At 44.6% G+C, this 21,785-nt stretch carries 19 protein-coding genes; 11 read left to right on the top strand and 8 right to left on the bottom strand.

Features of this window, described 5'->3' with window-relative positions; genetic code table 11:
• Positions 1-109 precede the first annotated feature (109 nt).
• The gene (locus ACED46_RS14060; RefSeq protein ID WP_371721728.1) at positions 110-988 is read left to right on the top strand and encodes a 6-carboxytetrahydropterin synthase; all 879 of its coding nucleotides are present in this window, start codon (positions 110-112) and stop codon (positions 986-988) included.
• A gap of 125 nt (positions 989-1,113) precedes the next feature.
• Here ACED46_RS14060 and ACED46_RS14055 read toward each other — a convergent pair whose 3' ends face one another.
• Together ACED46_RS14055 and ACED46_RS14050 are read right to left on the bottom strand one after the other, a co-directional pair.
• Complete coding sequence (locus ACED46_RS14055; protein WP_371721727.1) at positions 1,114-2,154, bottom strand: acyltransferase; 1,041 nt, start codon at positions 2,152-2,154, stop codon at positions 1,114-1,116.
• 122 nt (positions 2,155-2,276) lie between these two features.
• The gene (locus ACED46_RS14050; RefSeq protein WP_048610304.1) at positions 2,277-3,233 is read right to left on the bottom strand and encodes an AEC family transporter; all 957 of its coding nucleotides are present in this window, start codon (positions 3,231-3,233) and stop codon (positions 2,277-2,279) included.
• Between the two features lie 176 nt (positions 3,234-3,409).
• Here ACED46_RS14050 and ACED46_RS14045 point away from each other — a divergent pair, with 176 nt between their 5' ends.
• Positions 3,410-4,003, top strand: coding sequence for a TetR/AcrR family transcriptional regulator (locus ACED46_RS14045; RefSeq protein WP_029235279.1), 594 nt, complete (start codon positions 3,410-3,412; stop codon positions 4,001-4,003).
• Positions 4,004-4,195: 192 nt separating this feature from the next.
• Positions 4,196-5,044 (top strand): alpha/beta hydrolase, encoded by an 849-nt coding sequence (locus ACED46_RS14040; protein ID WP_017065066.1) that lies wholly within the window; start codon positions 4,196-4,198, stop codon positions 5,042-5,044.
• A 158-nt stretch (positions 5,045-5,202) separates the two neighbouring features.
• Here the strand turns inward: ACED46_RS14040 and ACED46_RS14035 are convergent, their stop codons facing one another.
• The gene (locus ACED46_RS14035; protein ID WP_371721726.1) at positions 5,203-7,737 is read right to left on the bottom strand and encodes a glycosyl hydrolase family 18 protein; all 2,535 of its coding nucleotides are present in this window, start codon (positions 7,735-7,737) and stop codon (positions 5,203-5,205) included.
• A gap of 398 nt (positions 7,738-8,135) precedes the next feature.
• Positions 8,136-8,600, bottom strand: coding sequence for a DUF2850 domain-containing protein (locus ACED46_RS14030; protein ID WP_017065063.1), 465 nt, complete (start codon positions 8,598-8,600; stop codon positions 8,136-8,138).
• A gap of 307 nt (positions 8,601-8,907) precedes the next feature.
• Here ACED46_RS14030 and ACED46_RS14025 point away from each other — a divergent pair, with 307 nt between their 5' ends.
• Positions 8,908-9,189, top strand: coding sequence for a pyrimidine/purine nucleoside phosphorylase (locus ACED46_RS14025; protein WP_017057600.1), 282 nt, complete (start codon positions 8,908-8,910; stop codon positions 9,187-9,189).
• 197 nt (positions 9,190-9,386) lie between these two features.
• Here the strand turns inward: ACED46_RS14025 and ACED46_RS14020 are convergent, their stop codons facing one another.
• The gene (locus tag ACED46_RS14020) at positions 9,387-10,259 is read right to left on the bottom strand and encodes a pirin family protein (RefSeq protein ID WP_371721725.1); all 873 of its coding nucleotides are present in this window, start codon (positions 10,257-10,259) and stop codon (positions 9,387-9,389) included.
• Between the two features lie 157 nt (positions 10,260-10,416).
• Here ACED46_RS14020 and ACED46_RS14015 point away from each other — a divergent pair, with 157 nt between their 5' ends.
• Entirely contained in the window at positions 10,417-10,701 is a 285-nt protein-coding gene (locus ACED46_RS14015; RefSeq protein ID WP_017061541.1) for a hypothetical protein, read from the top strand.
• Positions 10,702-10,726: 25 nt separating this feature from the next.
• Here the strand turns inward: ACED46_RS14015 and ACED46_RS14010 are convergent, their stop codons facing one another.
• A complete protein-coding gene (locus ACED46_RS14010; protein WP_102321386.1) occupies positions 10,727-11,917 on the bottom strand; it encodes a GGDEF domain-containing protein in 1,191 nt (396 codons plus the stop codon).
• Positions 11,918-12,232: 315 nt separating this feature from the next.
• Between ACED46_RS14010 and ACED46_RS14005 the strand changes: the two genes are divergently transcribed.
• The 6 genes from ACED46_RS14005 (at position 12,233) to manA (ending at position 19,470) form a co-directional block, all read left to right on the top strand.
• The gene (locus tag ACED46_RS14005; RefSeq protein WP_017061543.1) at positions 12,233-12,571 is read left to right on the top strand and encodes a DUF1840 domain-containing protein; all 339 of its coding nucleotides are present in this window, start codon (positions 12,233-12,235) and stop codon (positions 12,569-12,571) included.
• Positions 12,572-12,977: 406 nt separating this feature from the next.
• Positions 12,978-14,372, top strand: a complete 1,395-nt coding sequence (uhpT, locus tag ACED46_RS14000; RefSeq protein WP_017061544.1) for a hexose-6-phosphate:phosphate antiporter — start codon at positions 12,978-12,980, stop codon at positions 14,370-14,372.
• Positions 14,373-14,519: 147 nt separating this feature from the next.
• Positions 14,520-15,128: a transcriptional regulator UhpA gene (gene uhpA, locus ACED46_RS13995; RefSeq protein WP_017061545.1), complete on the top strand. Its 609-nt coding sequence runs from the start codon at positions 14,520-14,522 to the stop codon at positions 15,126-15,128.
• On the top strand, positions 15,128-16,624 hold the full coding sequence (gene uhpB, locus ACED46_RS13990) for a signal transduction histidine-protein kinase/phosphatase UhpB (RefSeq protein ID WP_017065060.1): 1,497 nt from the start codon (positions 15,128-15,130) through the stop codon (positions 16,622-16,624). The genes uhpA and uhpB overlap by 1 nt, the downstream gene beginning before the upstream one ends.
• A gap of 8 nt (positions 16,625-16,632) precedes the next feature.
• On the top strand, positions 16,633-17,973 hold the full coding sequence (locus ACED46_RS13985; RefSeq protein WP_065583566.1) for an MFS transporter: 1,341 nt from the start codon (positions 16,633-16,635) through the stop codon (positions 17,971-17,973).
• A gap of 291 nt (positions 17,974-18,264) precedes the next feature.
• Positions 18,265-19,470: a mannose-6-phosphate isomerase, class I gene (gene manA, locus ACED46_RS13980; protein WP_371721724.1), complete on the top strand. Its 1,206-nt coding sequence runs from the start codon at positions 18,265-18,267 to the stop codon at positions 19,468-19,470.
• An 852-nt stretch (positions 19,471-20,322) separates the two neighbouring features.
• Here manA and ACED46_RS13975 read toward each other — a convergent pair.
• Entirely contained in the window at positions 20,323-20,580 is a 258-nt protein-coding gene (locus ACED46_RS13975) for a YdcH family protein (RefSeq protein ID WP_010432560.1), read from the bottom strand.
• Positions 20,581-20,781: 201 nt separating this feature from the next.
• On the bottom strand, positions 20,782-21,771 hold the full coding sequence (locus ACED46_RS13970; protein WP_371721723.1) for a rhodanese-related sulfurtransferase: 990 nt from the start codon (positions 21,769-21,771) through the stop codon (positions 20,782-20,784).
• Positions 21,772-21,785 lie beyond the last annotated feature (14 nt).

Below are 21,785 nucleotides of genomic sequence, written 5' to 3'. Positions count from 1 at the left end.
CTCGTTGTAACATCCTGCCCGTCCTATTTTATCAGACATCAATGAGACGAAGTGCCTGCTGAGCATTATTCAGCCTCCCGTATCTCATTAAAGTATTAAGGAGTTCAACTTGAACCTATTTGTAAGAGACCTTACCGTTATCGATTCTTCATACATCTGTGAACACAGAGGGGTCGTAGGAGATAGTTGGATTTTAGATGTCACCATGTCTGGTGAACTTAATGAAATGAGCATGGTGCTGGATTTTAGTAAGGTCAAAAAGCAGATCAAACAGTTGGTTGATCAACATGTTGACCACCGCTTACTGCTGCCAATGAAAAACTCTGCAATCGTGCATCAAGCAAGCAAAGCCGGTTACTCTAAGGTAGATGTGTTGCGCGGTGACAAGAGCCTGCACCTGCACTGCCCTGATGAAGCTTACTGTCTGATTGACGCTGAAGCGATCACCATCGAGAGTGTGACCGCTCATGTTTATGATATTCTTCGCGACAACCTTCCAAGTAACGTCACAGGGTTAGAGATTCCCCTTCGCCATGAAAACATTAATGGTGCGTTCTACCACTATACTCACGGTTTGAAAAAGCATGATGGTAACTGCCAGCGCATCGCGCATGGTCACCGTTCTCCAGTTGAAATTTTGGTTGATGGTCAACGCGACGAACAACGCGAGCAGGCATTTGCTCAGCGTTGGGAAGACATTTATTTAGGCTCTAAAGAAGACCAAGTTTCAGTTTCATCACTTAACCTGAGTGAACATGCGAACAGTGTGAATGATGAAAGTCACTATGGCTTCCGCTACACCGCGCCACAAGGCGAATTTGAGCTAGCGATTGCTAAGAGTGAGACGGAAATTTTGCCGACCGATACCACGGTGGAATTACTTGCTGGCTATATTGCGGATCAAGTTGAACCGAGCCTAGCAGAGAACCAATCACTACAAATCGTCGCTTATGAAGGTGTTGGTAAGGGCGCAATGGCGTTCCGATAACACTTCAACGAGTGACACAGTCTCATTACTGACATGATGAAATAAAGGCAAGATAATCCGTTATCTTGCCTTTATTTTTTGTGACTCTTTAAAACTGATTTAGCTGATGATGTTAGGCACAAACACTAACGAAGCAGCACGCGTCGCAGTGGTGTTTTTTCGATTCCAACAACCAACCCGAAGCTCAACAATACGGTGCCAAAAAATACCGTAACGTCTTTTGTCAATTCCGTAATGCCTAAGACTCCACAGACATTGAACAGCACGATAATGATCAGCAAATGGCAAACGTAGATGCCTAACATACGATTCGAGATCGCGCGAACCCACGCATAGTCGCCGATGTTTGGATTAGCCAAAAGCCACATAAATACGCCCATTCCCCATAGTGCCGTACCAAACAAGAAATCATTCATGTTGAATCCGACGTCGAACGTGGTGAGCCACGCCGCCTCAGCAAAGTGAATCAACATGCCTAACGCTAATAACGCCAGCGCTTTAGCGGATGACACCTTCCATTGATTCTGACGAATGAGGAAACCTAAGGTCACCATTAACGTGCTAAAGAACGGGCCGTTACGAGTAAAGAAAGGTGCGCAGAGTTCGGTCAAGTTCGCGTAGCTGCCCGCTAAAACACCATAGACGTAAAGTGCAATTGCCGTTGGTAATAGCAGTTTTTCGAGTTTCATTTCGACTATCAAAGCGATGATCAAAACGGCACAAACCAGAGCGGGAATAAACCATAAATGAACCAATCCACCCTCTAAGAAAGAGTTGAGCGGGGTGTTCATTAAAAAGCCCCAATAGTCTTGGCGTTCGCCTAAGTAACCGAACTCTTCCACCTTCGCGAGGTTGAATGGCATGACTAGGCAAATGATGCTCCAAATCACCCAAACCTTGAGGAGTGGTTTCGAGTAGTTGACCACGGTTGTCCAAGGTAAGGCAGTGAGCTTAGGTTGAATCAGATAACCTGAGATAAGGAAGAAAAGAGGCACAGCGAAGCGAGCGGCTTGGTTAAGCACATAGCCAATCCAAGGCACTTCATCGATTTGCCAATAAGTAAGTGCCACTTGGCCATGTAAGCCAATGATCGCCAAGATAGCAATCACTCGACCCAACTCAATACTGGCGATGTGTTGTGAAGGCGTATGTTGAACGGAAGACATATCAGATCTCTAAGAAAATTTTCGTAGAATCTAACAGCCTTTTTATTGAATCAGTTAGCGCTAAATCAAGGGTTGCGACCTTTGTTTTAAGGCTTGTATTGATTATTTGAAGCCTGTCGCAGCTATATTAAATCCATTGCAGTAAGTACAAAAATACCGAGAGTACAAGTGATAAGAGAAACAACAGTAGTAAGCGCGATGATGTTAGCCGCCAGTGTTGAGTTTCCTCCCATCGCACGAGCCATAACGTAGCTTGCCGCTGCTGTTGGTGCTGCGCTCATCAAGAAGATAAGCCCGAGATCGAGCCCTTCAAATCCTAAGTACCCAGCCGCCAGTGTAATCAGTAACGGTGAGGCAATTAACTTGTAGCTAGAGGCGAACCACGTCGATAACTTTTCTTGTTTGAGCGAGCTGATGTCCAGCGACCCACCGGTACACAGCAGTGCCAAAGGTAACGTCATGTTGGCAAAGTACTGACCAGCATCAGTGACCATTTTTGGGATAGGAATCGAAAGCGCATAGAAGACGACCGCTAAGAAAATAGCGATGATCAATGGGTTCTTGGTAATCGACTTAGCGATCACTTTAATCGCTTTCGCACCAGTGTCTTCGCCTTTGGGTGTCAGTGCAATCACGGCTTGAATGTTATACAACACGGTTAGAGATGCGACATAGATAGCCGCCAATGCCACGCCTTGGTTGCCATAGATATTAGCCACATAGGCGAGGCCGATGATCGCGGTATTGGCGCGGAATCCACCTTGGACAATCACACCTTGATCTTTCGAACCTTTAAATACTAATTTGGTTGAGAAAATCGTGAACAAGAAAAAGACAAAGTTAGCGATGACGCCAAACGCAACTAACGCGCTACTGGCTGAAAAGTTGTGATTCGATTGAACAATACTCAGAAATAGCATCGCGGGTAGGGTGACTTGAAAGACCACCTTAGATGCGACATCAATGAAATTGTCATTGATTAAGCCGATTCGCTTGAGCATCACACCAAGAAACAGCATTAAACAGATAGGGCCTGTTACTGACGCCGAAAACGCAAACTGTTCCCAAAGTGTGTTCATTCTCTTTCCCTAGTTATTAAACTCAATAATCGGTTAACTCAAATTCCTTTGAATACTGTCGCATTTTTCCACAGTTCTTTGATAAGACAAAATGAATACCTAGGGTTAAGTAAAAAATCTTGAAAAAAAGAACGAACGTGCTAAAAATAATGTATCAGATTTATTATTGGTGAATAATGAGTAAGGGAAAGATAACCAAAGAGTATATTTTGAGCCATGCATTCGCGCTTGCAAGTGAGAATGGGCTTGAGAGTTTGACGATTGGCGAGTTAGCCAAGCAGTGTGGCATGTCTAAGAGTGGCTTGTTTGCACACTTCAACTCTAAAGAAAACCTGCAACTCTCTGTACTCGAGTATTCCAACGCCATATTCACCGAAAGAGTCATCATTCCCGCAAGAGAGCTGGGAGATGGTGATATTGAAGCGAAATTGAAACAGCTGCTCGACAATTGGCTGGGCTGGAACCATTCATTCCAAGGCAGTTGCATGTTTATTGATGCATGGAAAGATGCGGGCAGTGAAAGGTCTGTGATTCAGAAAGCACTGCAGAAAACCATTTCAGTGTGGATTGACTACTTGACGATTCAGGTAGCAAAAGCGGTTGAGAGCAAACAGTTCAGAGCCGATTTAGACCCGAAACAGGCAACCTTCGAGTTATACGGTCTTTATTTGAGTGCGAACTTGTTCTACTCGTTACGAGGCCAACAAGCGAGCCACACCCATTTTTGGAGTGGTGTCGAGCGCTTGGTAGCCAGTTGGAGAGCGGTTTAATACATACAGCAGGTTAACTCGCAAATCATGTGACTTTGCTTAACTAAGGTTTGCAAAAGATTTTAACAGAAGTGGCGGCAAGCAATCATAAACAGCGCTATCGTCATTTTTTATACTAACAAATAGCACGGTCGTTCGATTTTCAGGGCCGAGCTCGATCCGCCAATGATGATGGCGATACAAGGACCGGTCATGAGTGACAAAATCTACTTTAATACATCGAACAAATTCAGCTTCAAGCGCAGCTTAATTGGCGCAACAACCAATCTTCATTACATCCTAGCGCCGAGTCATGCGAAGAAAACAGCACGTAAGTTGCTGCTCACTCCAATGCGTACTGAGCAGAAAAATGCTGATCCCCAAGGGCTTATCAAGAGTGAAATCAAAGGTCGTGATGGCGTTTTAAAAACCTATTCTTTGGGTACGGGGCCTGTTTGGGTGCTGACTCATGGTTGGTCTGGCACCGCGAGTCAGTTTTTCCCTCTGATGGAACATATCGCCGCTAAAGGTTTTACGGCTCTGGCTTATGATCACCCTGCTCATGGTGGCAGTGATGGTGTACATGGTCATATTCCTGCGTTTGTGAACGGCCTTGAAGCGATTCTCGATTCGGTGGGTGAGGTAGCAGGTTTGGTCGGTCACAGTATGGGCACGGCTTCTGCGTTGGAATGTAAGCACGTTAAATTGGAAAACAAGCCATTATTGCTGATTGCACCTGTACTGGATTATCTAGAAAACCTATTTGGCAGCGTTGCGCGTTCTGGCTACTCAATGAAACTGTTCGAGGCGGTAGTTGGAGAAGTCGAAGAGCAGTTTAACTACCCGATTCAGTCTGTTGATCCCTATGGAAAGCTAGCGCTTCGTGAGTCTCAGACGATCATCGTTCATGATGAGCAAGACAAGTTTACTAAGTTTGATGTGTCTCAGCGTGCGGCTAATGAAATGGGTCGCGTTACTTTAATTGCGACTCAAGGACAGGGCCACGGGCGAGTAATGAAGTGCCCACAAGTGTTCGAGAGCTTTGATAACTTAATTGGCTAAGCACAACGAGCGCAAGTCAGTAGGACGCCAGTAAAAAGATCGTAAGCTCAAAGCTCAGAAAACATAAATAAAAAGGCCAACCAGACAGTATCTGGTTGGCCTTTGTTTTAGGGATTTAGTTGATGCTTAGTCAGTATTTAACTAAGCACTATTTTTAGTTAGCAGCTTGCAGGACCGATCTCTTTCCACACGCCCCATTGGCCTGTCGTTGTTGGATCTTCACCTGTTGTCCACCATTTCGCTTCCCAAACCTTACCGCCTTGAGTTACTTGGTCGCCGCCAGTGTAGACCGCACTTGAATCCCAAGCGTTAGTACATGTACCGCCGCCAGTGGTTTTCTTAAGAACGTTCACTGAAGTAGCCGCTACCGATGTATCAGTGCCATCGCTGACCGATACAGAGAAGTTCAGCGTCGTATCTTGCGTGTATTCCGCCGCGACAAAGCTCACTGAAGAACCTTGAACCGTTGCATCAATACCAGCAGGTACATCCCACGTGAAGGTCAATGTGTCTTGGTCTGAATCGCTTGAAGCCGAAGCATCAACCACGACTACATCACCTGCATTCACTTCAGCCGGAGCCGTAAGCACAGCAACTGGTGCTGTATTGACTGGGCCTGTATCTTTAGGGCTTACTGTTACAACAACGGTGTCAGTAGAAGTAGCACCTTCGTTGTCCGTTACCGTTAGGCTGAAGGTTAGTGTTTCTTGCTGAGCGACTTCAACAACATCGAAGCTCGCAACCGCAGCATTAGCGTTCGCCAGTGTTACTGCTGTACCGCCGACTTGAGACCAAGCGTAGCTCGCGATTGTACCGTCGCTGTCTTTTGAAGCGCTGCCATCTAGAGAAACAGAAGCTGGGCCTTCAACCGATTGGTCTGTACCTGCAGCTGCCGTTGGTTTGCGGTTGACAGGATCAGTTGTACCGCCCGCTAGGCCTTCATGCATTGCATTCAGGATGTCGCCGTTATCTGCATCAATTTCCCAAGAGAATAGACCCGCAAGGCCAAGGCTACGAACGTACGCGCCTTTTGCTTTTACAGAGCGATCATCATCAAATGTGATTAGCTGACCTGAAGTGCGGTTCCAAACGTAAGGCGCTTCTGCCATTTCGTCATAGCCATATTCGAAGCCGTTGATGCCTTGGTTATTCGCGCCAAGCATGTTTTCTTTAATGCCTTTGTAATCAATAACGCCATCTTCCCATACGCCTTGCGCAGAGCTACCTTTCAGTTTGCCGTTACCCACCCCTGTCATAGGGTCGCTAGGATCGGTGAGTGATGATGGTAATACGCCTTCCCAGCCACGACCGTACATCGCTGTACCAACCACAAGTTTGTTCGCTGGAACGCCTTGTTCAAGTAGCAATTGGATGCCGTTGTCTGTGGTGTAAGCTGGGCCTGTGTACTGTTCGCCATTTTCATCAAGGCCTGTGCCATCACATTGACCAGGACGCATGAAGTTACCGCAGTTTAGTGCTGTTTGGTGACCTAACACGTTGTTCCAACCGCCGTAGAAGTCGTAAGTCATTGCGAAGATGTAATCCATGTATTGGATAGCATCGCCGTAGTTCACGTCTTCAATCTTATCGTGACCAACACCGATCGCAGAAGTGAGCTCGTAAGTACGACCGTTTTCCGCTTCTAGCTCATCTAGCATCACGCGAAGTTCTGCCATCAGTGCAATGTAAGCTGGGCCGTCATTTACAGGATCACCAAGGTCTGGAGCAGCACCGCCACCACCAGGGAATTCCCAATCGATATCCACACCGTCGTAGAATTTCCATGTGTTAAGGAATTTCTTAATAGACGCTACAAAGGTGTCACGGTTGGCTTTAGTTGTGAAATCAAAGAACGGGTCAGACAGCGTCCAGCCACCAATCGATGGGATGATCTTCAAATCAGGATTACGCTGTTTGAGCGCCATCATCATTGCGTAGTTACCCTTGATCGGTGAGCTGTATTCGTGTCCCGCTTGAGGGAAGCTTTTCTGGAAAGCCGCCCAAGGGTCATGAATCACCACTTCGTAATCGTTAACACCCTGACAAGCTGTCATGAGTGCGTTGTAGCTGTTACCGCCTACTGATTTAACTGATTCGTTCGGACCACAAATTGGGATGAAGCCATAAAGGATATGGGTTAAGTTGTCAGCGGGTAGGTTATCAACGGTGTAATCACGGCCATAAATACTCCACTCTACAAAGTAAGTACCGACTACCGTATTTGGATCTGTGTTGTATGACTTGTTGTTCGGATCCACATTCATCGCAAGTGGCGCTAAGTGTGAGCCATCGGTATCAGCGATCGTGATTTGAGCAGGTGCGCTCTTGCTACAACCTGTTTCATCACACGCTTCGATTTCCATCTCAAATAAGCCGCCTTGGCCATATTCGAATGAAGCTGTGGTTTGGCTGCCAGTGATTGGGCCGGTGGCCACTTTAACGCCATCAAAGTAGATGTTGTACGTGTTTCCTGACGTTCCGCTCCATTGGTTGAACTTAACGTCGACCTTCGCTTGGTCGTGATATTTCACCATCTGGTTGTAGCCAGAGGTGGTTTCCATCGCGAGTTCAATTTTAGAAAATTGCAGGTTGTTGGAACCGTACATGTCGATGCTAGGTGCTGTTGGAGCAGCTAATGCTGTACCAGATAGCGCTAGAGCAATGCTTGCAGCACAGGTATTTATACGAATCATACTATTTCTCTCATTCCTTGAAGATTACGAGAACCCAATGGCCCCATAAACGGCTCCAATCAGTTTTGAAGGAGCTTCCCAGTCAGTATTCGAGAGAGTTTTAATTTCATAACTGAAAATAAATCCGTTTTCGATGGACAACTAAAAAATTGTATTTTGTTACAATTCTGTTGCTTAATGAATGAGAGGCTGAGTCCATGTTTTATAAAATAAAACATCCTTCAGTAGGAAAATCTCACAAGTGAAAATTCACGACATGAAGTTATGAAAAGGTGCGACAAACTATAAGAAAATACTGTGGATTGAAGCTGAATCACAAAGTGAAGTATGTTGAGCGAGCGGGGTCGATCGACGGGTAAACTTGAAGACGAATGCTTATGGCAGTATGGATAAGAGGGTTATCTTTTGAATTGCTCAGCTAAGGAAGCGCGTCGTTGTTGCATGACACTATGGGTATCACCAGTCGCAGTATCTTCGTAGCCTTCTTTAATAAATTGCTGAGATGGTACGCTTGGCTCTAATCGCTTTAAGCGAGGCGAATCGTAAGTACCACTGATGGTGTAAACGGTGGTTCCAGAGCCAGTGTTGATCGTGACGATCTTCCCGTCAAAATCGAATGAGGTAGTGATAAGACGATGATTCATCATCACACCGTTTTCTGAAAGTGTCAGGATGTCGGTGTTGTAAGGTGGCGCCGCAATCTCTATCCATGTGCCATAGACGTTGCTTGGGCTGACAGATTGCTGGTGGGCTTGGTAAGCAAAATAGCCGGCGGTGAGGGCAACCATAAAGCCAGCTAATAGGAAGCCGTAGAGTAACGAGTTGGCAAATAGATCTCTGCTTTTAGTCGGCTTTTTTGCCATTATCTCTTCATTTTTCGACTGATATTGTTTTAGATTCTATTAATTAAAACCTTAGTTTGCAAAAATTGTTCTAAGAGTTAGAAGCAGGATCGAATGTTCTAATAAATGTGGTTGCGTTAGTGGTTTTTAGCCTTGCTCCTCAGTATTTACGCTATCAATGAAAGCGAACTCCAGAAATGCTTAAGCTATGCGTATTTATTTCTTGTAGGAAAGTCTCGAATTGGTTAAAACAATTATCACCTAAATTTACGCATAGGCTTACTCGGTGAGCTCAATAATTGCAATTTGAAGATAACAAGGAAGTACAATGATTAAAGAAAACACATACTTTGAAGGTGGCGTTAAGTCGTTAGCGTTTAACCAGTCTGGTGCTGATGTGAGTGTTGGTGTAATGGCGGCTGGTGAGTACACTTTTGGTACTGCGGCTCCAGAAAAGATGACCGTTGTTAAAGGTGCTTTGATTGTAAAGCGTGTTGGCGATGATGATTGGACGACATACCAATCTGGTGAGTCTTTTGACGTTGCGGGTGACTCTTCATTCGACCTACAGGTAAAAGAAGCGACAGCTTACCTATGTGAGTATTTGTAATCAGATCTAAATTTGTTCAATCAGGGCATCGTTTGTCTCTGATTGAATAGAAAAAAACCACGCTCTAGGAGCGTGGTTAAATAAGTGATAGTAACCGGCAGTGGATAGTGTCACTTGTTTTTGTAGTCATCAAATGGATGACCAAATCGTTGTTCGTTGCAAAATCTCTTCAACCTTCAAAGCTCAAAGCCAAGACATCAGTAAGTCTCAAACACACCGTTGTTGTAGTCTTGAATTGTCTGTTCAATCTCTTCCATCGAGTTCATGACAAACGGACCATAGTGCACGACAGGTTCATTAATCGGCTGACCAGAAAAAATCAGTACACCTGAATCTTCTAGGCTTTCTAAAGACAACAATTCAGCTTTGGTGAGCAGGGCAAGTTGACTTTGGTTGATGACTTTGTCGCCGATCTTAATACTGCCTCGGTACACATAAGTCATGGCATTGTGATTAACATTAGTCCCTAACGTGACTTTTTGCCCAGAATGAGAGCGCCAATCCGCAACGCTTAATGGCACACCTGTTTTCTGTAATGGACCCTGCGCTCGTAAAGCCTCTGAATCCTTGTCAGTTTGGTTGTGCAGTTCAAACCCTCCGGCAATCACTCTTAACAAACCACTTTGTTCACTTTGATGCTCCGCGATGCTTTCACTTTGGAAATCGTGATACTGAGCTGGCTGCATTTTGTGTGTCGCAGGTTGGTTTATCCAAATCTGAAAACCATGCAGCGCACCTTCTTCCATCATTGGCATTTCGCTGTGAATGACACCACGGCCTACGGCCATCCATTGAGCGCCACCGCTGCGTAGCTCTCCAACATTCCCCATATGGTCTTTGTGTTGGAAGTGACCTTGGAGCATGTAAGTGAGCGTTTCTATCCCACGGTGAGGATGTGGAGGAAAGCCGCCAACATAGTCTTTGCTTTCATCCGACTTCAGTTCATCAATCATTAAAAATGGAGAGAAACGTGCGTTATTAAAACCTGCGAGTCGTTGGATTTTGACGCCATCACCATCTGAGGTGGCATGTGCTGTAATCACATGATCTACTGCTCTTACATTCGTCATTTTGAAACCCTCATAAACTTGAATAGCTGTAGTTTATGTAATTTGATTTAAAAAGAAGATGGCACAGCGTTGAGTGACTTATTCGAAAACCTTGAACAGGTAACAATATGAAATTATGTCTATACTCAATAGAGAGTATATCGCCAAGGAGGCCGCTATGGCAGTTCAGCAAAAACATGGCGAAAGGCATGGTCGGATAGGTTTTGATAACGACTTTACAACGGAGCAAAGCCAGCGCTTTACAGAGGTTGCAAACAGCGCAGTTAAACGCCGCGTGAAAAAACGTGAGATAGAAGCGCCGTTTATTCAGTCAGCTAAGCAAGCCGCTTTTAAAACCGTGGTGAGGCGACCTAAAGGGAATAACCCAAACCGAACACGTCAAGTCATATGGATTATTATGATCGGGTTAGTGAGTCTTTGGCTTATGTACCTTGCAGGTTAGCAGCGCCGCTCCGTTATAGGAATGGCTAGCGTTGGCGCGTTTTTAATAGCGTAACATTGTTCCCTTCGATCTTCGCTTCAAAGCAATCTTCAAGTTCAGATGAATCCGGTGCTGAGCTAACAAGGCTCGTTGGTAGTTCTTCTATCAGGGTCGATACTGGGTTGTCGTGATAATAAGCATATCGGTTTTTTCCTGAATGCTTGGCAACATACATCGCTTTATCAGCACATCTCGTCAGCTCATGTAATTCTTGGGCATCTTGCGGATACAAAGCAACCCCAACACTTAACGTCAATTCCTTGATTCTCTCGTTTGTTTGGCAGCCGCTTTCGAACAGCCCGCAGATCCTATCTAGAATGCCGTCTAGATCTTTACGAGTTGGCACATCGTAGAGCATCAGAACAAACTCGTCTCCAGCAAAGCGCGCGATGGAATAATCGTATTCATGGCTTTTTCTGTCTCTGGTTCGAATGTTGTTGCTCAAGCGATTGGCAAAATGCTGTAAGACACTGTCTCCCACATCGTGCCCGTAGCTGTCGTTAATGCCTTTAAAGTCATCTATATCCAAAAAGACCAATGCCGTAAGTGATCGCTCACTATCCACGGTGGCTAGTTTTTCTGTCGCCCAGCGTTCAAAGCTCCAACGGTTTGCCAAGCCGGTTAACTGATCTCTGTAAGCGAGATCTTCAATGCCTTCTTTATACAGGCGTTGAATATAACTGACGGCTTTTGTGTAGTAATAGGCGGATGTGTGGCACACCAAGCTCATGGTAAATAAGCTAAGGAAAAATCTGTGTGTGCTGTTAAATGGTAAAGAAAAATTGTTGGGCATTGCTGTAATCAAGGTGCTGATGAACAGGCAAAACGAGGTGCTGAAGATTATGCCAATTCTGAAATCATTAATGAAAATGACCGCGGCCAGAATTGGGTAGAGCCAGAGGATGCGATCTGGGATGGCGTGACTGTACAAGAATAGGATGACGCCCTGAACTAGAAGAACACCACTCAGAATCAATTCGGAATACTCAGGATTGATGACTTTTCTTACATATAAAGCGTTAGAAATGGCAATGATGGCGAAGCACAATTCGAATATTGACAGCGTGTAATGCTCGCCTTCGAAGTAAGCCCAAGTATAGAAAATGAATAACGCAGCGGCAGTCAGTGAAAAGGAGTGGACAATTTTTTGCTTGCGGGTGGATCGTATGTCCGCCATTTCTTCTAGGTGCCTGCCGACGAGCCTTTTCATGTGATCTGTGCCAAAGTTTTTGATAATGGTGTTAATAGTAGATTAAATAACAAGCTATGCAGAGGCTTAGATGTCTATTTAGTGTGACTACTATCAAGGTTTCATATGAAAGGCTGTTCAATCAATTCCAAATAGTGATGTATATCACCGATGGTGCTGGTCATCTCTAGAAGATTAGATTTAAGCATCAAACTTGTAACCGTTGTTTGATGTTTATCTACTTGCTTTCCAGAGAGTTACTCCACATAGTTTGTAAACGACCAAAATTAAGAAAGGCTCATTATGTTAATTACCTTTAGTTGTAAAGCTCATGCTAGTGTCACGATGTTTGGTGAAGTCGGCCTCCAGTTCATCAAGATGCTTGGGCATAGCGGCTCCATCCCAGGTGCTATGGATGCTTCAGAGGTTCCTCAAGCTCTGGATAATCTACGTGCTGCTATTGCAGCAGAGCAGAGCAAGTCCGTAGAGCATGAAAATACTGATGACGACAATGAAGAAGAGGTGGTTGAAGCGCCTGTTAATATCGGTAGTCGAGCGTTCCCACTGGTTGAATTATTAAAAGCTGCCATCAAAGATGAATGTGAAGTAATGTGGGAAGACGGTAGCGGCAAGCGACTGTAGTACGATTCACGCGAAACGTAACAAGCCTATTGAATCTATTTTAATCAGAATGAATGCTGAACCAGTATCGGACACACCATGACCATGGAGTTTTATGGTGATGAACCGATACTGGTGTTTTTTTAGTGAAGTAATCCACTCGTTTCTGTTTATTTACAAGGTTCGTCAGCCCTGAAATGAGTGACTTTTGTTATCGTAATATCAATCCATAACAGACCGTAAACAAAGTGATGCTGTTCACGCTTTCTTGACTCCCAATTCTGAACTAAGAATTTTTCCTAGTTATTCTAAGACCCTCTCTCATGCGGTCGATTTTTAGACTCCTTATTATTTCACGGTCAACTAACAAACAATGTATGGCCGCAATTATGCCGTGCAGACCTCACAAAAAATAAGAGAGTTCACAATGTTAAAGTTCCTAGATCAGGTTCGAAAACCGACGCTGGATCTTCCGGTCGAAACTAGAAGAAAAATGTGGTTTAAACCATTCCTACAATCTTACCTCGTCGTGTTCATTGGTTATCTAACCATGTATTTGATCCGTAAGAACTTCAATGTCGCGCAAAACGACATGATTTCTACTTATGGATTATCGATGACGGATCTAGGTCTTATCGGTCTGGGTTTCTCTATCACTTACGGTATCGGTAAAACCGTCGTTTCCTATTATGCCGATGGTAAAAACACCAAGCAGTTCCTGCCATTCATGCTTGTCCTTTCTGGTATTGCCATGTTGGGCTTCAGCTTCAGTATGGGCGGCGGCAGCGCTAGCTTATTCTTGATGGTTGCCTTCTATGCGTTGAGTGGTTTCTTCCAAAGTACCGGCGGTCCTTCAAGCTACTCGACCATCACTAAATGGACGCCTCGTAACAAGCGTGGTTCTTATTTAGGCCTTTGGAATATGTCGCACAACGTGGGTGGCGCAGGTGCCGCTGGTGTTGCTCTGTTCGGTGCTAACTACCTTTTTGATGGCAACGTGATCGGTATGTTCGTGTTCCCATCAATCATTGCGATTGTGGTTGGCTTTATTGGTATGCGCTTTGGTAATGACTCTCCAGAAGCCTATGGTCTAGGTACGGTTGAAGAGTTGTTTGATGAAGAAGTCAGCGAAGAAGATACGGCTGCTGAAGAAAATCAAATGACTAAGAAAGAGATCTTTGTTGAATACATCCTGAAAAACAAAGTGATCTGGTTGCTCTGCTTCGCGAATATCTTCTTATACATTGTTCGTATCGGTATCGATCAATGGTCTACCGTTTATGCGTATCAAGAGCTAGGTCTATCAAAAGAAACCGCGATTTCAGGCTTCACTCTGTTTGAGGTTGGTGCACTGGTCGGTACGTTAATGTGGGGTTATCTGTCAGACCTTGCGAACGGACGCCGTGCTTTGGTTGCTTGTGTATCGCTTGGCCTGATTATCGTTTCGCTAGAGTTCTACCAGCATGCAACCAGTGAGTTCATGTACCTAGCATCACTGTTTGTACTTGGTTTCCTAGTATTTGGTCCTCAGTTGCTGATTGGTGTTGCTGCAGTAGGTTTCGTGCCTAAGAAAGCAATCAGCGTTGCGGATGGCGTGAAAGGTACATTTGCTTACTTAATTGGTGACAGCTTTGCCAAACTTGGCCTAGGTATGATTGCAGACGGCACACCTATTTTTGGCTTAACGGGTTGGAAAGGCACGTTCGCAGCGCTTGATACGTCAGCTGCCATTTGTATCGTGTTACTGCTATTCGTTGCGGTTGCGGAAGAGAAGAAGATTCGCCACGCTAAGAAAATACACTTAGCGTCTCAAAACGCGTAGCGAATCTCACGTGCTTTATTGGTTTAAAGCACGTGAGAACATACCAATCGTTAGTTCGATTCAGTATCATCTCTATTAATAAACTTAATTTTAGATAGCTCCTGTTGGGGCTATTTTTCTTTCTTACTCTTAATTTTGGTTAATATCATGATTAATGTTGCGCTTGTTGATGACCACGTCATTGTTCGATCTGGCTTTGCTCAATTACTCAGTCTTGAAGCTGATATTACGGTCGTGGGGGAATTCAACTCTGCGGCAGAAGCGCGCCTAGGATTGCCAAGTTGTCACCCTGATGTCGTGATCTTAGATATCTCAATGCAAGACGAAAGTGGCCTGAGCTTATTGGAAGAGATTCCATCAGGCATTGCCAGTATCATGCTGAGCGTACATGACTCTCCGGCGATGGTTGAGAAGTCATTAGAGTTAGGAGCCAAAGGTTATCTCAGCAAGCGCTGTAGCCCTGATGAGTTAATCCAAGCCGTACACACGAGCGCAAATGGTGGCTGTTATCTCACGCCCGATATCGCCATAAAGCTTGCGACGCCCATGAAGAATAAAGCCTCTTTAAATCAGCTCACCCGCAGAGAAAGCGAAGTGTGTCAGTTATTGGCGACAGGGCTCGATGTAAAATCTATTGCCGTAGAGCTAGGGGTTAGCCATAAAACGGTGCATGTACACCGTGCCAATGCGATGGACAAACTCAATGTTAAGAATAATGTCGAGTTAGCGAAACTGTTTACACAAGACCAGTACTAATGCGTTCTTACCTAGCCACCTCCCTGTGTGGGGTTTTTATGGCTGGCTGTGCATGGTTCTGTTTATGGGTTATTGCCTTCTATTTCATTAATGACCCTGAGTTAGCCATTCTGCTTTTCCCGTTTTCACTTCGACTGGGAATGACGCTGCACACTCGTACCCACTATTGGCCTGCCATCTATATTGCAGAGTGGGGACTTGCGATCGCTTTAGCTCTGCTGCTTGATGAACCCCAATGGCTGACGATACTCATCGCCAGTGGATTGAGTATTCCTGCCACGCTAATTGCCAAGCGTTATTATTCTGGTGACCAGAATCGTCACTTGTTAGTGATGGCGAGCTTAATCATGGTCACAGCATTTATTAACGTTGCCGTGGTGGGTTCTCATGTTTCTGCTGTTTACATGGTGTGGTTGGTGAGTATTACTGGCGGACTGATGCTGGTGCCGATGTGTTATCTGGTCTGGAACTATCTATTCCAAAACAAGTGGGCACCATTGAGCTCTTACTTAATCAATAATGTCGTTGAGTTCAAAATCCGTCATATTGCTTTATATAGCGTGTTGTTGGTCGCCAGTATTTTGATACAAACCAGTTTGCCTGATGAGCTAAGGCGCTTTGCCCCGTTCTGTATGGCGATCCCTATTATCTTGCTCGCCGTTCGTTATGGATGGCAAGGTGCTCTGCTTGCAACAATGTTAAATAGTGTCGCGTTGATTGCAGCCCACAGCGGAACATCCAAACTCGAAATTACCGACTTACTCTTGTCTCTATCTGCTCAAACCATCACAGGTATACTGCTTGGTTTAGCGGTTCAAAAGCAGAAAGATCTCAACTCCAAATTGCGAAGTGAACTCTCCAGAAATCAAAACCTTTCACGTCAGTTAGTTACCGCTGAAGAGTCGGTTCGTCGTGATATTGCGCGTGAACTGCATGATGAAATCGGCCAAAACATCACGGCAATTCGTACTCAGGCAAGCATTATTAAACGTGTCGACGCGGCTGAGATGAGCGTTCGCTGTGCGGGTACCATTGAATCATTATCTTTGAATGTTTATGACACCACCAAACGTCTACTTACAAAATTAAGACCTAAGATGCTGGACGATCTGGACCTAAAAGATTCCGTGGAACAGCTTATTCGAGAGATGGAGTTTTCGGATCACGGCGTTGATATTCAGTTAAATTGGCAAGGTGATTACTCGTGTTTGAGTGACACGCTTAAGGTCACTATCTTCAGGCTGTGCCAAGAATCTCTAAACAATGCCTCTAAATACGCCAACGCGAGCGAAATCAGAATTGAACTGCTTTTAGGTGACCAGGCTTATCTTCAGATATCAGATAATGGCATTGGTTTTACAGCGCAAGATCTTCTCAAAGGAATGGGTGTTCGCGGTATGCAAGAGCGTGTTCAGGCGCTCGGCGGCAAGATGACAATCAACGCTAATGGCTCATCTTCGGGTACCAATATCAGCGTTACATTACCTAAAGTGTGAGAACGAATATGTTTGGATTTCTGCGCTCAACAACGTCAGAGAGTGATGCTCTAACTGATGATGAGGTCAATCAGAGTTATCGCTATTGGCGCCTTCACATCATGATAGGAATGTATGTCGGCTATGCGGGTTTTTACTTCACTCGTAAAACCTTTAATTACGCCGCGCCTGCAATGATCACCGATCTAGGTTTGGACAAAGGCGATATCGGCTTAATTGGCACGCTCTTTTATCTTTCTTATGGCTTATCGAAATTTATCTCAGGCACGATATCGGATCGGTCGAACCCTCGTTACTTCATGGGGCTTGGCCTAATCGCGACTGGTCTGATAAACATCGCGTTTGGCTTTTCGAGTTCGTTAGCGGCTTTTATCTCGCTATGGGTATTGAATGCATGGTTCCAAGGTTGGGGCTGGCCATCGTGTTCCAAGTTATTGACGACTTGGTATTCTCGCTCCGAAAGAGGCTTTCGCTGGGCAATCTGGAATACAGCGCACAACGTTGGTGGAGCGCTTATCCCTATTCTTGTGGGTTATCTAACGCTGCAGTTCAGTTGGCGAGCTGGGTTTATCTGGCCGGGTGTGATTGGTGTTTTTATCGGTCTTATTGTCTGCTGGCGCTTACGTGACAAGCCCACCACCATGGGACTTCCGACGGTAGGGAAGTGGCGCAGTGATCACCTGGAATTAGCGCAAGAGAGCCATGGGCAAGGGTTAAGCTATCGAGAGATCCTGAAAACCTATGTGTTCAGCAATAAGTACATTTGGTTGCTCGCCTTTAGTTATGTGTTGGTTTACATCGTAAGAACGGCAGTTAACGACTGGGGCAATTTATACCTCACCGAAGAACACGATTACAGTTTGATCAACGCCAACGCTGCCTTGTCTCTGTTCGAGATAGGAGGTTTTGTTGGTTCACTTGTTGCTGGGTGGGGATCGGATAGGTTGTTTGGTGGCAACCGAGGCCCGATGAACATCTTGTTTGCGATTGGCATCTTCCTTTCGGTTTCGGCTTTATGGCTTATGCCTTTAACCAACTTTGTGTTTCAAGCGGCTGGGCTATTCTGCGTTGGCTTTTTTGTTTTTGGCCCTCAAATGCTTATTGGCATGGCGGCGGCGGAATGTTCACATAAAGACTCTGCTGGGGCGGCGACAGGTTTTGTTGGCTTGTTTGCTTATATGGGAGCAGCACTTTCTGGTTACCCATTAGCGCTCGTTCTAGAAGCTTACGGCTGGAGTGGGTTCTTCATTACCATCTCTACTTGTGCGGCCGTTATTGGCTTGCTGTTACTGCCTTTCCTACAAGCTCAATCACCTCAGAAAAGTGCAGAAGCTCGCTCTGGTTTTTAAGGAACGATAACAAGATAGTCACTAGTGTTTGTATTCAGATGCTTGTATCGCTGCTGTAATCAGTGCGATACAAGCCGCTATCTTATTCTCAGCGCTTTCTACTCGTGATATTCAAATGTGACTATTTTCACGCTTTTCATCGGTCTCACCTGTTTCTAAGAATTTTTCCTATTGCGTCTAAGACCTCATCTCATGTGGGTTCTAGCCGAGCTCTGTAGTCTTTCTAATTATTTACGTTATTAGAAATCAGCTCTCTGAATTGTGTTCAAAGGGCTCACTACGGAAAACGCCATGTCACTCAGCCACCTCTCAGAACACTCATTTTTCCCAATGGAAAACACCATCCAAAATTATGCATGGGGGAGCATTTCTTCGATACGTGAACTGTTTGGCTTTCAGAATGAGTCACAAGAGCCGCAAGCGGAAGTTTGGATGGGAGCGCATCCAAAAGGTTGCTCAATGGTTAAGCTTGACCAGCACTTGGTGCCTCTCTCTGAGCTGATTAACAAGAATAAACCGGCCTATCTATCAAGCGATATTGCGCAGGAGTTTGGTGAGCTGCCGTTCTTGTTTAAGATCTTGGCAGCAGAAAAAGCGTTGTCTGTTCAGGTTCACCCAAACAAGCGCCAAGCAGAGGTTGGCTTTGCAAGAGAGGAGCAAGCAGGAATCCCTCTGACTGCAGGACATCGTAATTACAAAGACTCTAACCACAAACCTGAATTGGTTTACGCGATCACTGAATATCAAGCAATGAATGGCTTTCGAGAATTCGATGAAATATTAGGGTTGTTCAGAAAGTTGAATTCGAGCGAGCTGGCTGGTTTAGTTGAAGAGTTTGGCAACCACCTTGATTCTCTAGGTTTAGAGGCGTTTTTCCGTGATTTATTAACTCTGGACGACCAACGTAAACACCGAGCATTAGAGCAACTTCTGGCTTACGCAGCCGCTCACCAAGGTCAATCTGAGTTTGCTTTGGTTACTGAGCTTAGCCACCAGTACCCGAATGATATCGGTTTGTTTTGCGTTCTGCTGCTCAACTTGATCACACTACGGCCGGGTGAAGCGATGTATTTGAATGCAAACACTCCGCACGCATACATCAAGGGGACTGGGCTCGAGATTATGGCCAATTCAGACAATGTGCTGCGAGCTGGCTTAACGCCAAAACACATTGATGTCGCTGAGTTGGTTGCCTGCACAGAGTTTACACCAATCCCGTTCGAACGCTTGTTGTTAGCACCTTCAAAGTTAGGTCAATGTGATCGCTATGATATCCCAGTTAGTGACTTTGATTTCAATATTTTTCATCGCCCAAAGCAAGAAGAAGTCATCACAAGCGGTGCTGAAATTTTAATGGCGATAGATGATGATTTAACGTTAATGAGTCAGAAAGGTGAACACCTAACACTCACCAAAGGGCAATCGGTATTTATCCCAGCTTATATTGGTCATTATGTACTGAGCAGTAATGGGCGAGTGGCTAGGGCGTTTAATTAGCGAAGTAGCTGTATTCGGGCAGTTCACTTTTGATTTGTTGATACGAAGGCACTTTAGTTTCGTGTTTTAAACGACAAAAAAACCTCAACCCTTTAGGTTGAGGTTTTTTGTGCTTGAAGAATGTAGGTGAGGTGTGTTTTTTTAGTTTCTTCTTTATTTATGCTTAGATATTGACCTAGCCCTTACCCTACAACGCTTCCAATAAATTCAACTAATTAGTGGTTATATTGTTGGTTTTCTTGATTTTTTTTAAAACGGAGAACTAACGTAAGAATATTGGATTGATCTTTATCAGCGTGAGAGTTTTATTGATCCAAATCAATACTCAAAGTTGGTGGTTCTCGTTAAATACGGGAAAATGAAGAGGTTATGTAGTACATCAAATTGTGCTATCTCTAAGGTAAATGCACAACATATAGTGTTTTTGATATTTAAATAGGAGATGAAAATGACAATATTTGAGATGTAAAAAAGCCTACACAAGGTAGGCTTTTTTATCTGTATCACGCACGTTGTAATAAGCAAAGTTTAGAGTCTTCTCCTACAAAGTCTTAAAACTTCTGGACAACAATTATGATTACTTGTTTCAAGGCGAATCATATCAAAGTCCACGCAAAAAACAATGTGCTCCATTTATATAAAATAGAGAGTACAGTTCATGATGATCAAAATTAGTCTTTTGTTAGACGTAGCTGAGAGAGTATTAGCAATTCTCGACTTCTTAGTATCTGAAGATTTTGAATTACCGACCGCCATCATTCAGATTTTCACTAAATTAGCTGCGTAAATTTGTGGAAAACAGCCCGTCAACGGGCTGTTTATGAAAAGGTTTTTGAGGACAAGTGTTTTCTGTTATACGATCTTAAGCGCGTGATGTCGAGTAAGTTGCTTATGTAGCGAGTCTTTTAATGCCATGCGTTCTACTTTGAGGTTGTGCATGCTGTCGTCATCGATAGGGCTGCCAGAGATTTCTAGCTGACGGATGTCGTAGTCGAGTTGGTGGTATTTCTGCATGTCTGCTTTGAATTTTTCGTCGTCGTGGTTGAGCTGAACAATGTCTAATTTAAGATCTGGGAAATCTAAGATAAAGGCATGGTTTTCATTGAGCATTGGCACTTCCTCTCTAGTCGAATTATTAACAGTATAGAAGTAATTTTTCGAAAGAAATGTGGTTCAAAACACAAAGCCGTAAAGCGATCAAAAAAGGGCGTAAACTCGTAGGATTATCCTCGAACTTGCGCCCTTTTGTATGTATATAGCTAACTATTTATAGTTATATGTTTAGAACTATAAGAGTTTAAAGCAGAAAGTTTACTTTGCTTTCTTACCAGAGCGTTGTTGCTCTTTGTGTGCAAGCTTCTCTTTTTTGCGTTGCTTGATAAGGTGAGCAGCTTCGCCGCCTACGTGGGTTTCGCCACGAGCATTCGACAGTTGAACTTGCTTTTCACGTTCACGGAAACGGGCTTTCTGCTCGTCGCTGTGCTTATCAATACACTTAGGGCAGCTTACGCCTTTCTCGAAGTGTTTAGAGGCTTTGTCTTCGTCAGTGATTGGCAGGCGACACGCGTTACACACATCGTAACCGCTCTTTTCTAGCTGGTGGTTTACTGCAACTCGACCATCAAATACGTAGCAGTCGCCTTCCCACATACTCTCTTCTTCAGGTACCTCTTCTAGGTACTTAAGAATGCCGCCTTCAAGGTGATAAACCTCATCAAAGCCTTGCTCTTTCATGTAGGCTGTTGATTTTTCGCAACGAATACCGCCAGTACAGAACATCGCAACTTTCTTGTGCTTCTTAGGATCAAGGTTGTCTTCAACGTATTGAGGGAATTCACGGAAGGTTTCTGTGTTTGGGTTTACAGCATTTTTGAATGTACCGATATCGACTTCGTAGTCGTTGCGAGTATCAACCAGAATTACATCAGGATCAGAAATCAGAGCGTTCCATTCGTTTGGTTTCACGTAAGTGCCGACAACGTGGCGTGGGTCGATACCCTCAATGCCCATGGTTACGATCTCTTTCTTAAGCTTAACCTTGGTGCGGTTGAATGGTTGTTCTTCGTTGAACGACTCTTTGTAAACAACATCAGCCAAACGAGAATCTTGTTTGAACCATTGAAGAAGAGCGTCGATAGATTCGCGCTTACCTGCAACGGTGCCGTTGATACCTTCACTCGCAAGTAGCAAAGTACCGCGGATTTGGTTGGCTTCTAACACGTCAGTGAGTGGCTGGCGAATTTCTTGGTAATCATCAAGTGCTACGAATTTATACAGAGCACATACAACATATTGAGACATGGTTTTTCCTTTCT

It is taken from the genome of Vibrio sp. 1S139 (assembly GCF_041439475.1).
Classification (GTDB): domain Bacteria; phylum Pseudomonadota; class Gammaproteobacteria; order Enterobacterales; family Vibrionaceae; genus Vibrio; species Vibrio crassostreae_C.
Note: the sequence above shows the minus strand (reverse complement) of the source record. Positions and strands in the feature narration are given on the sequence as shown.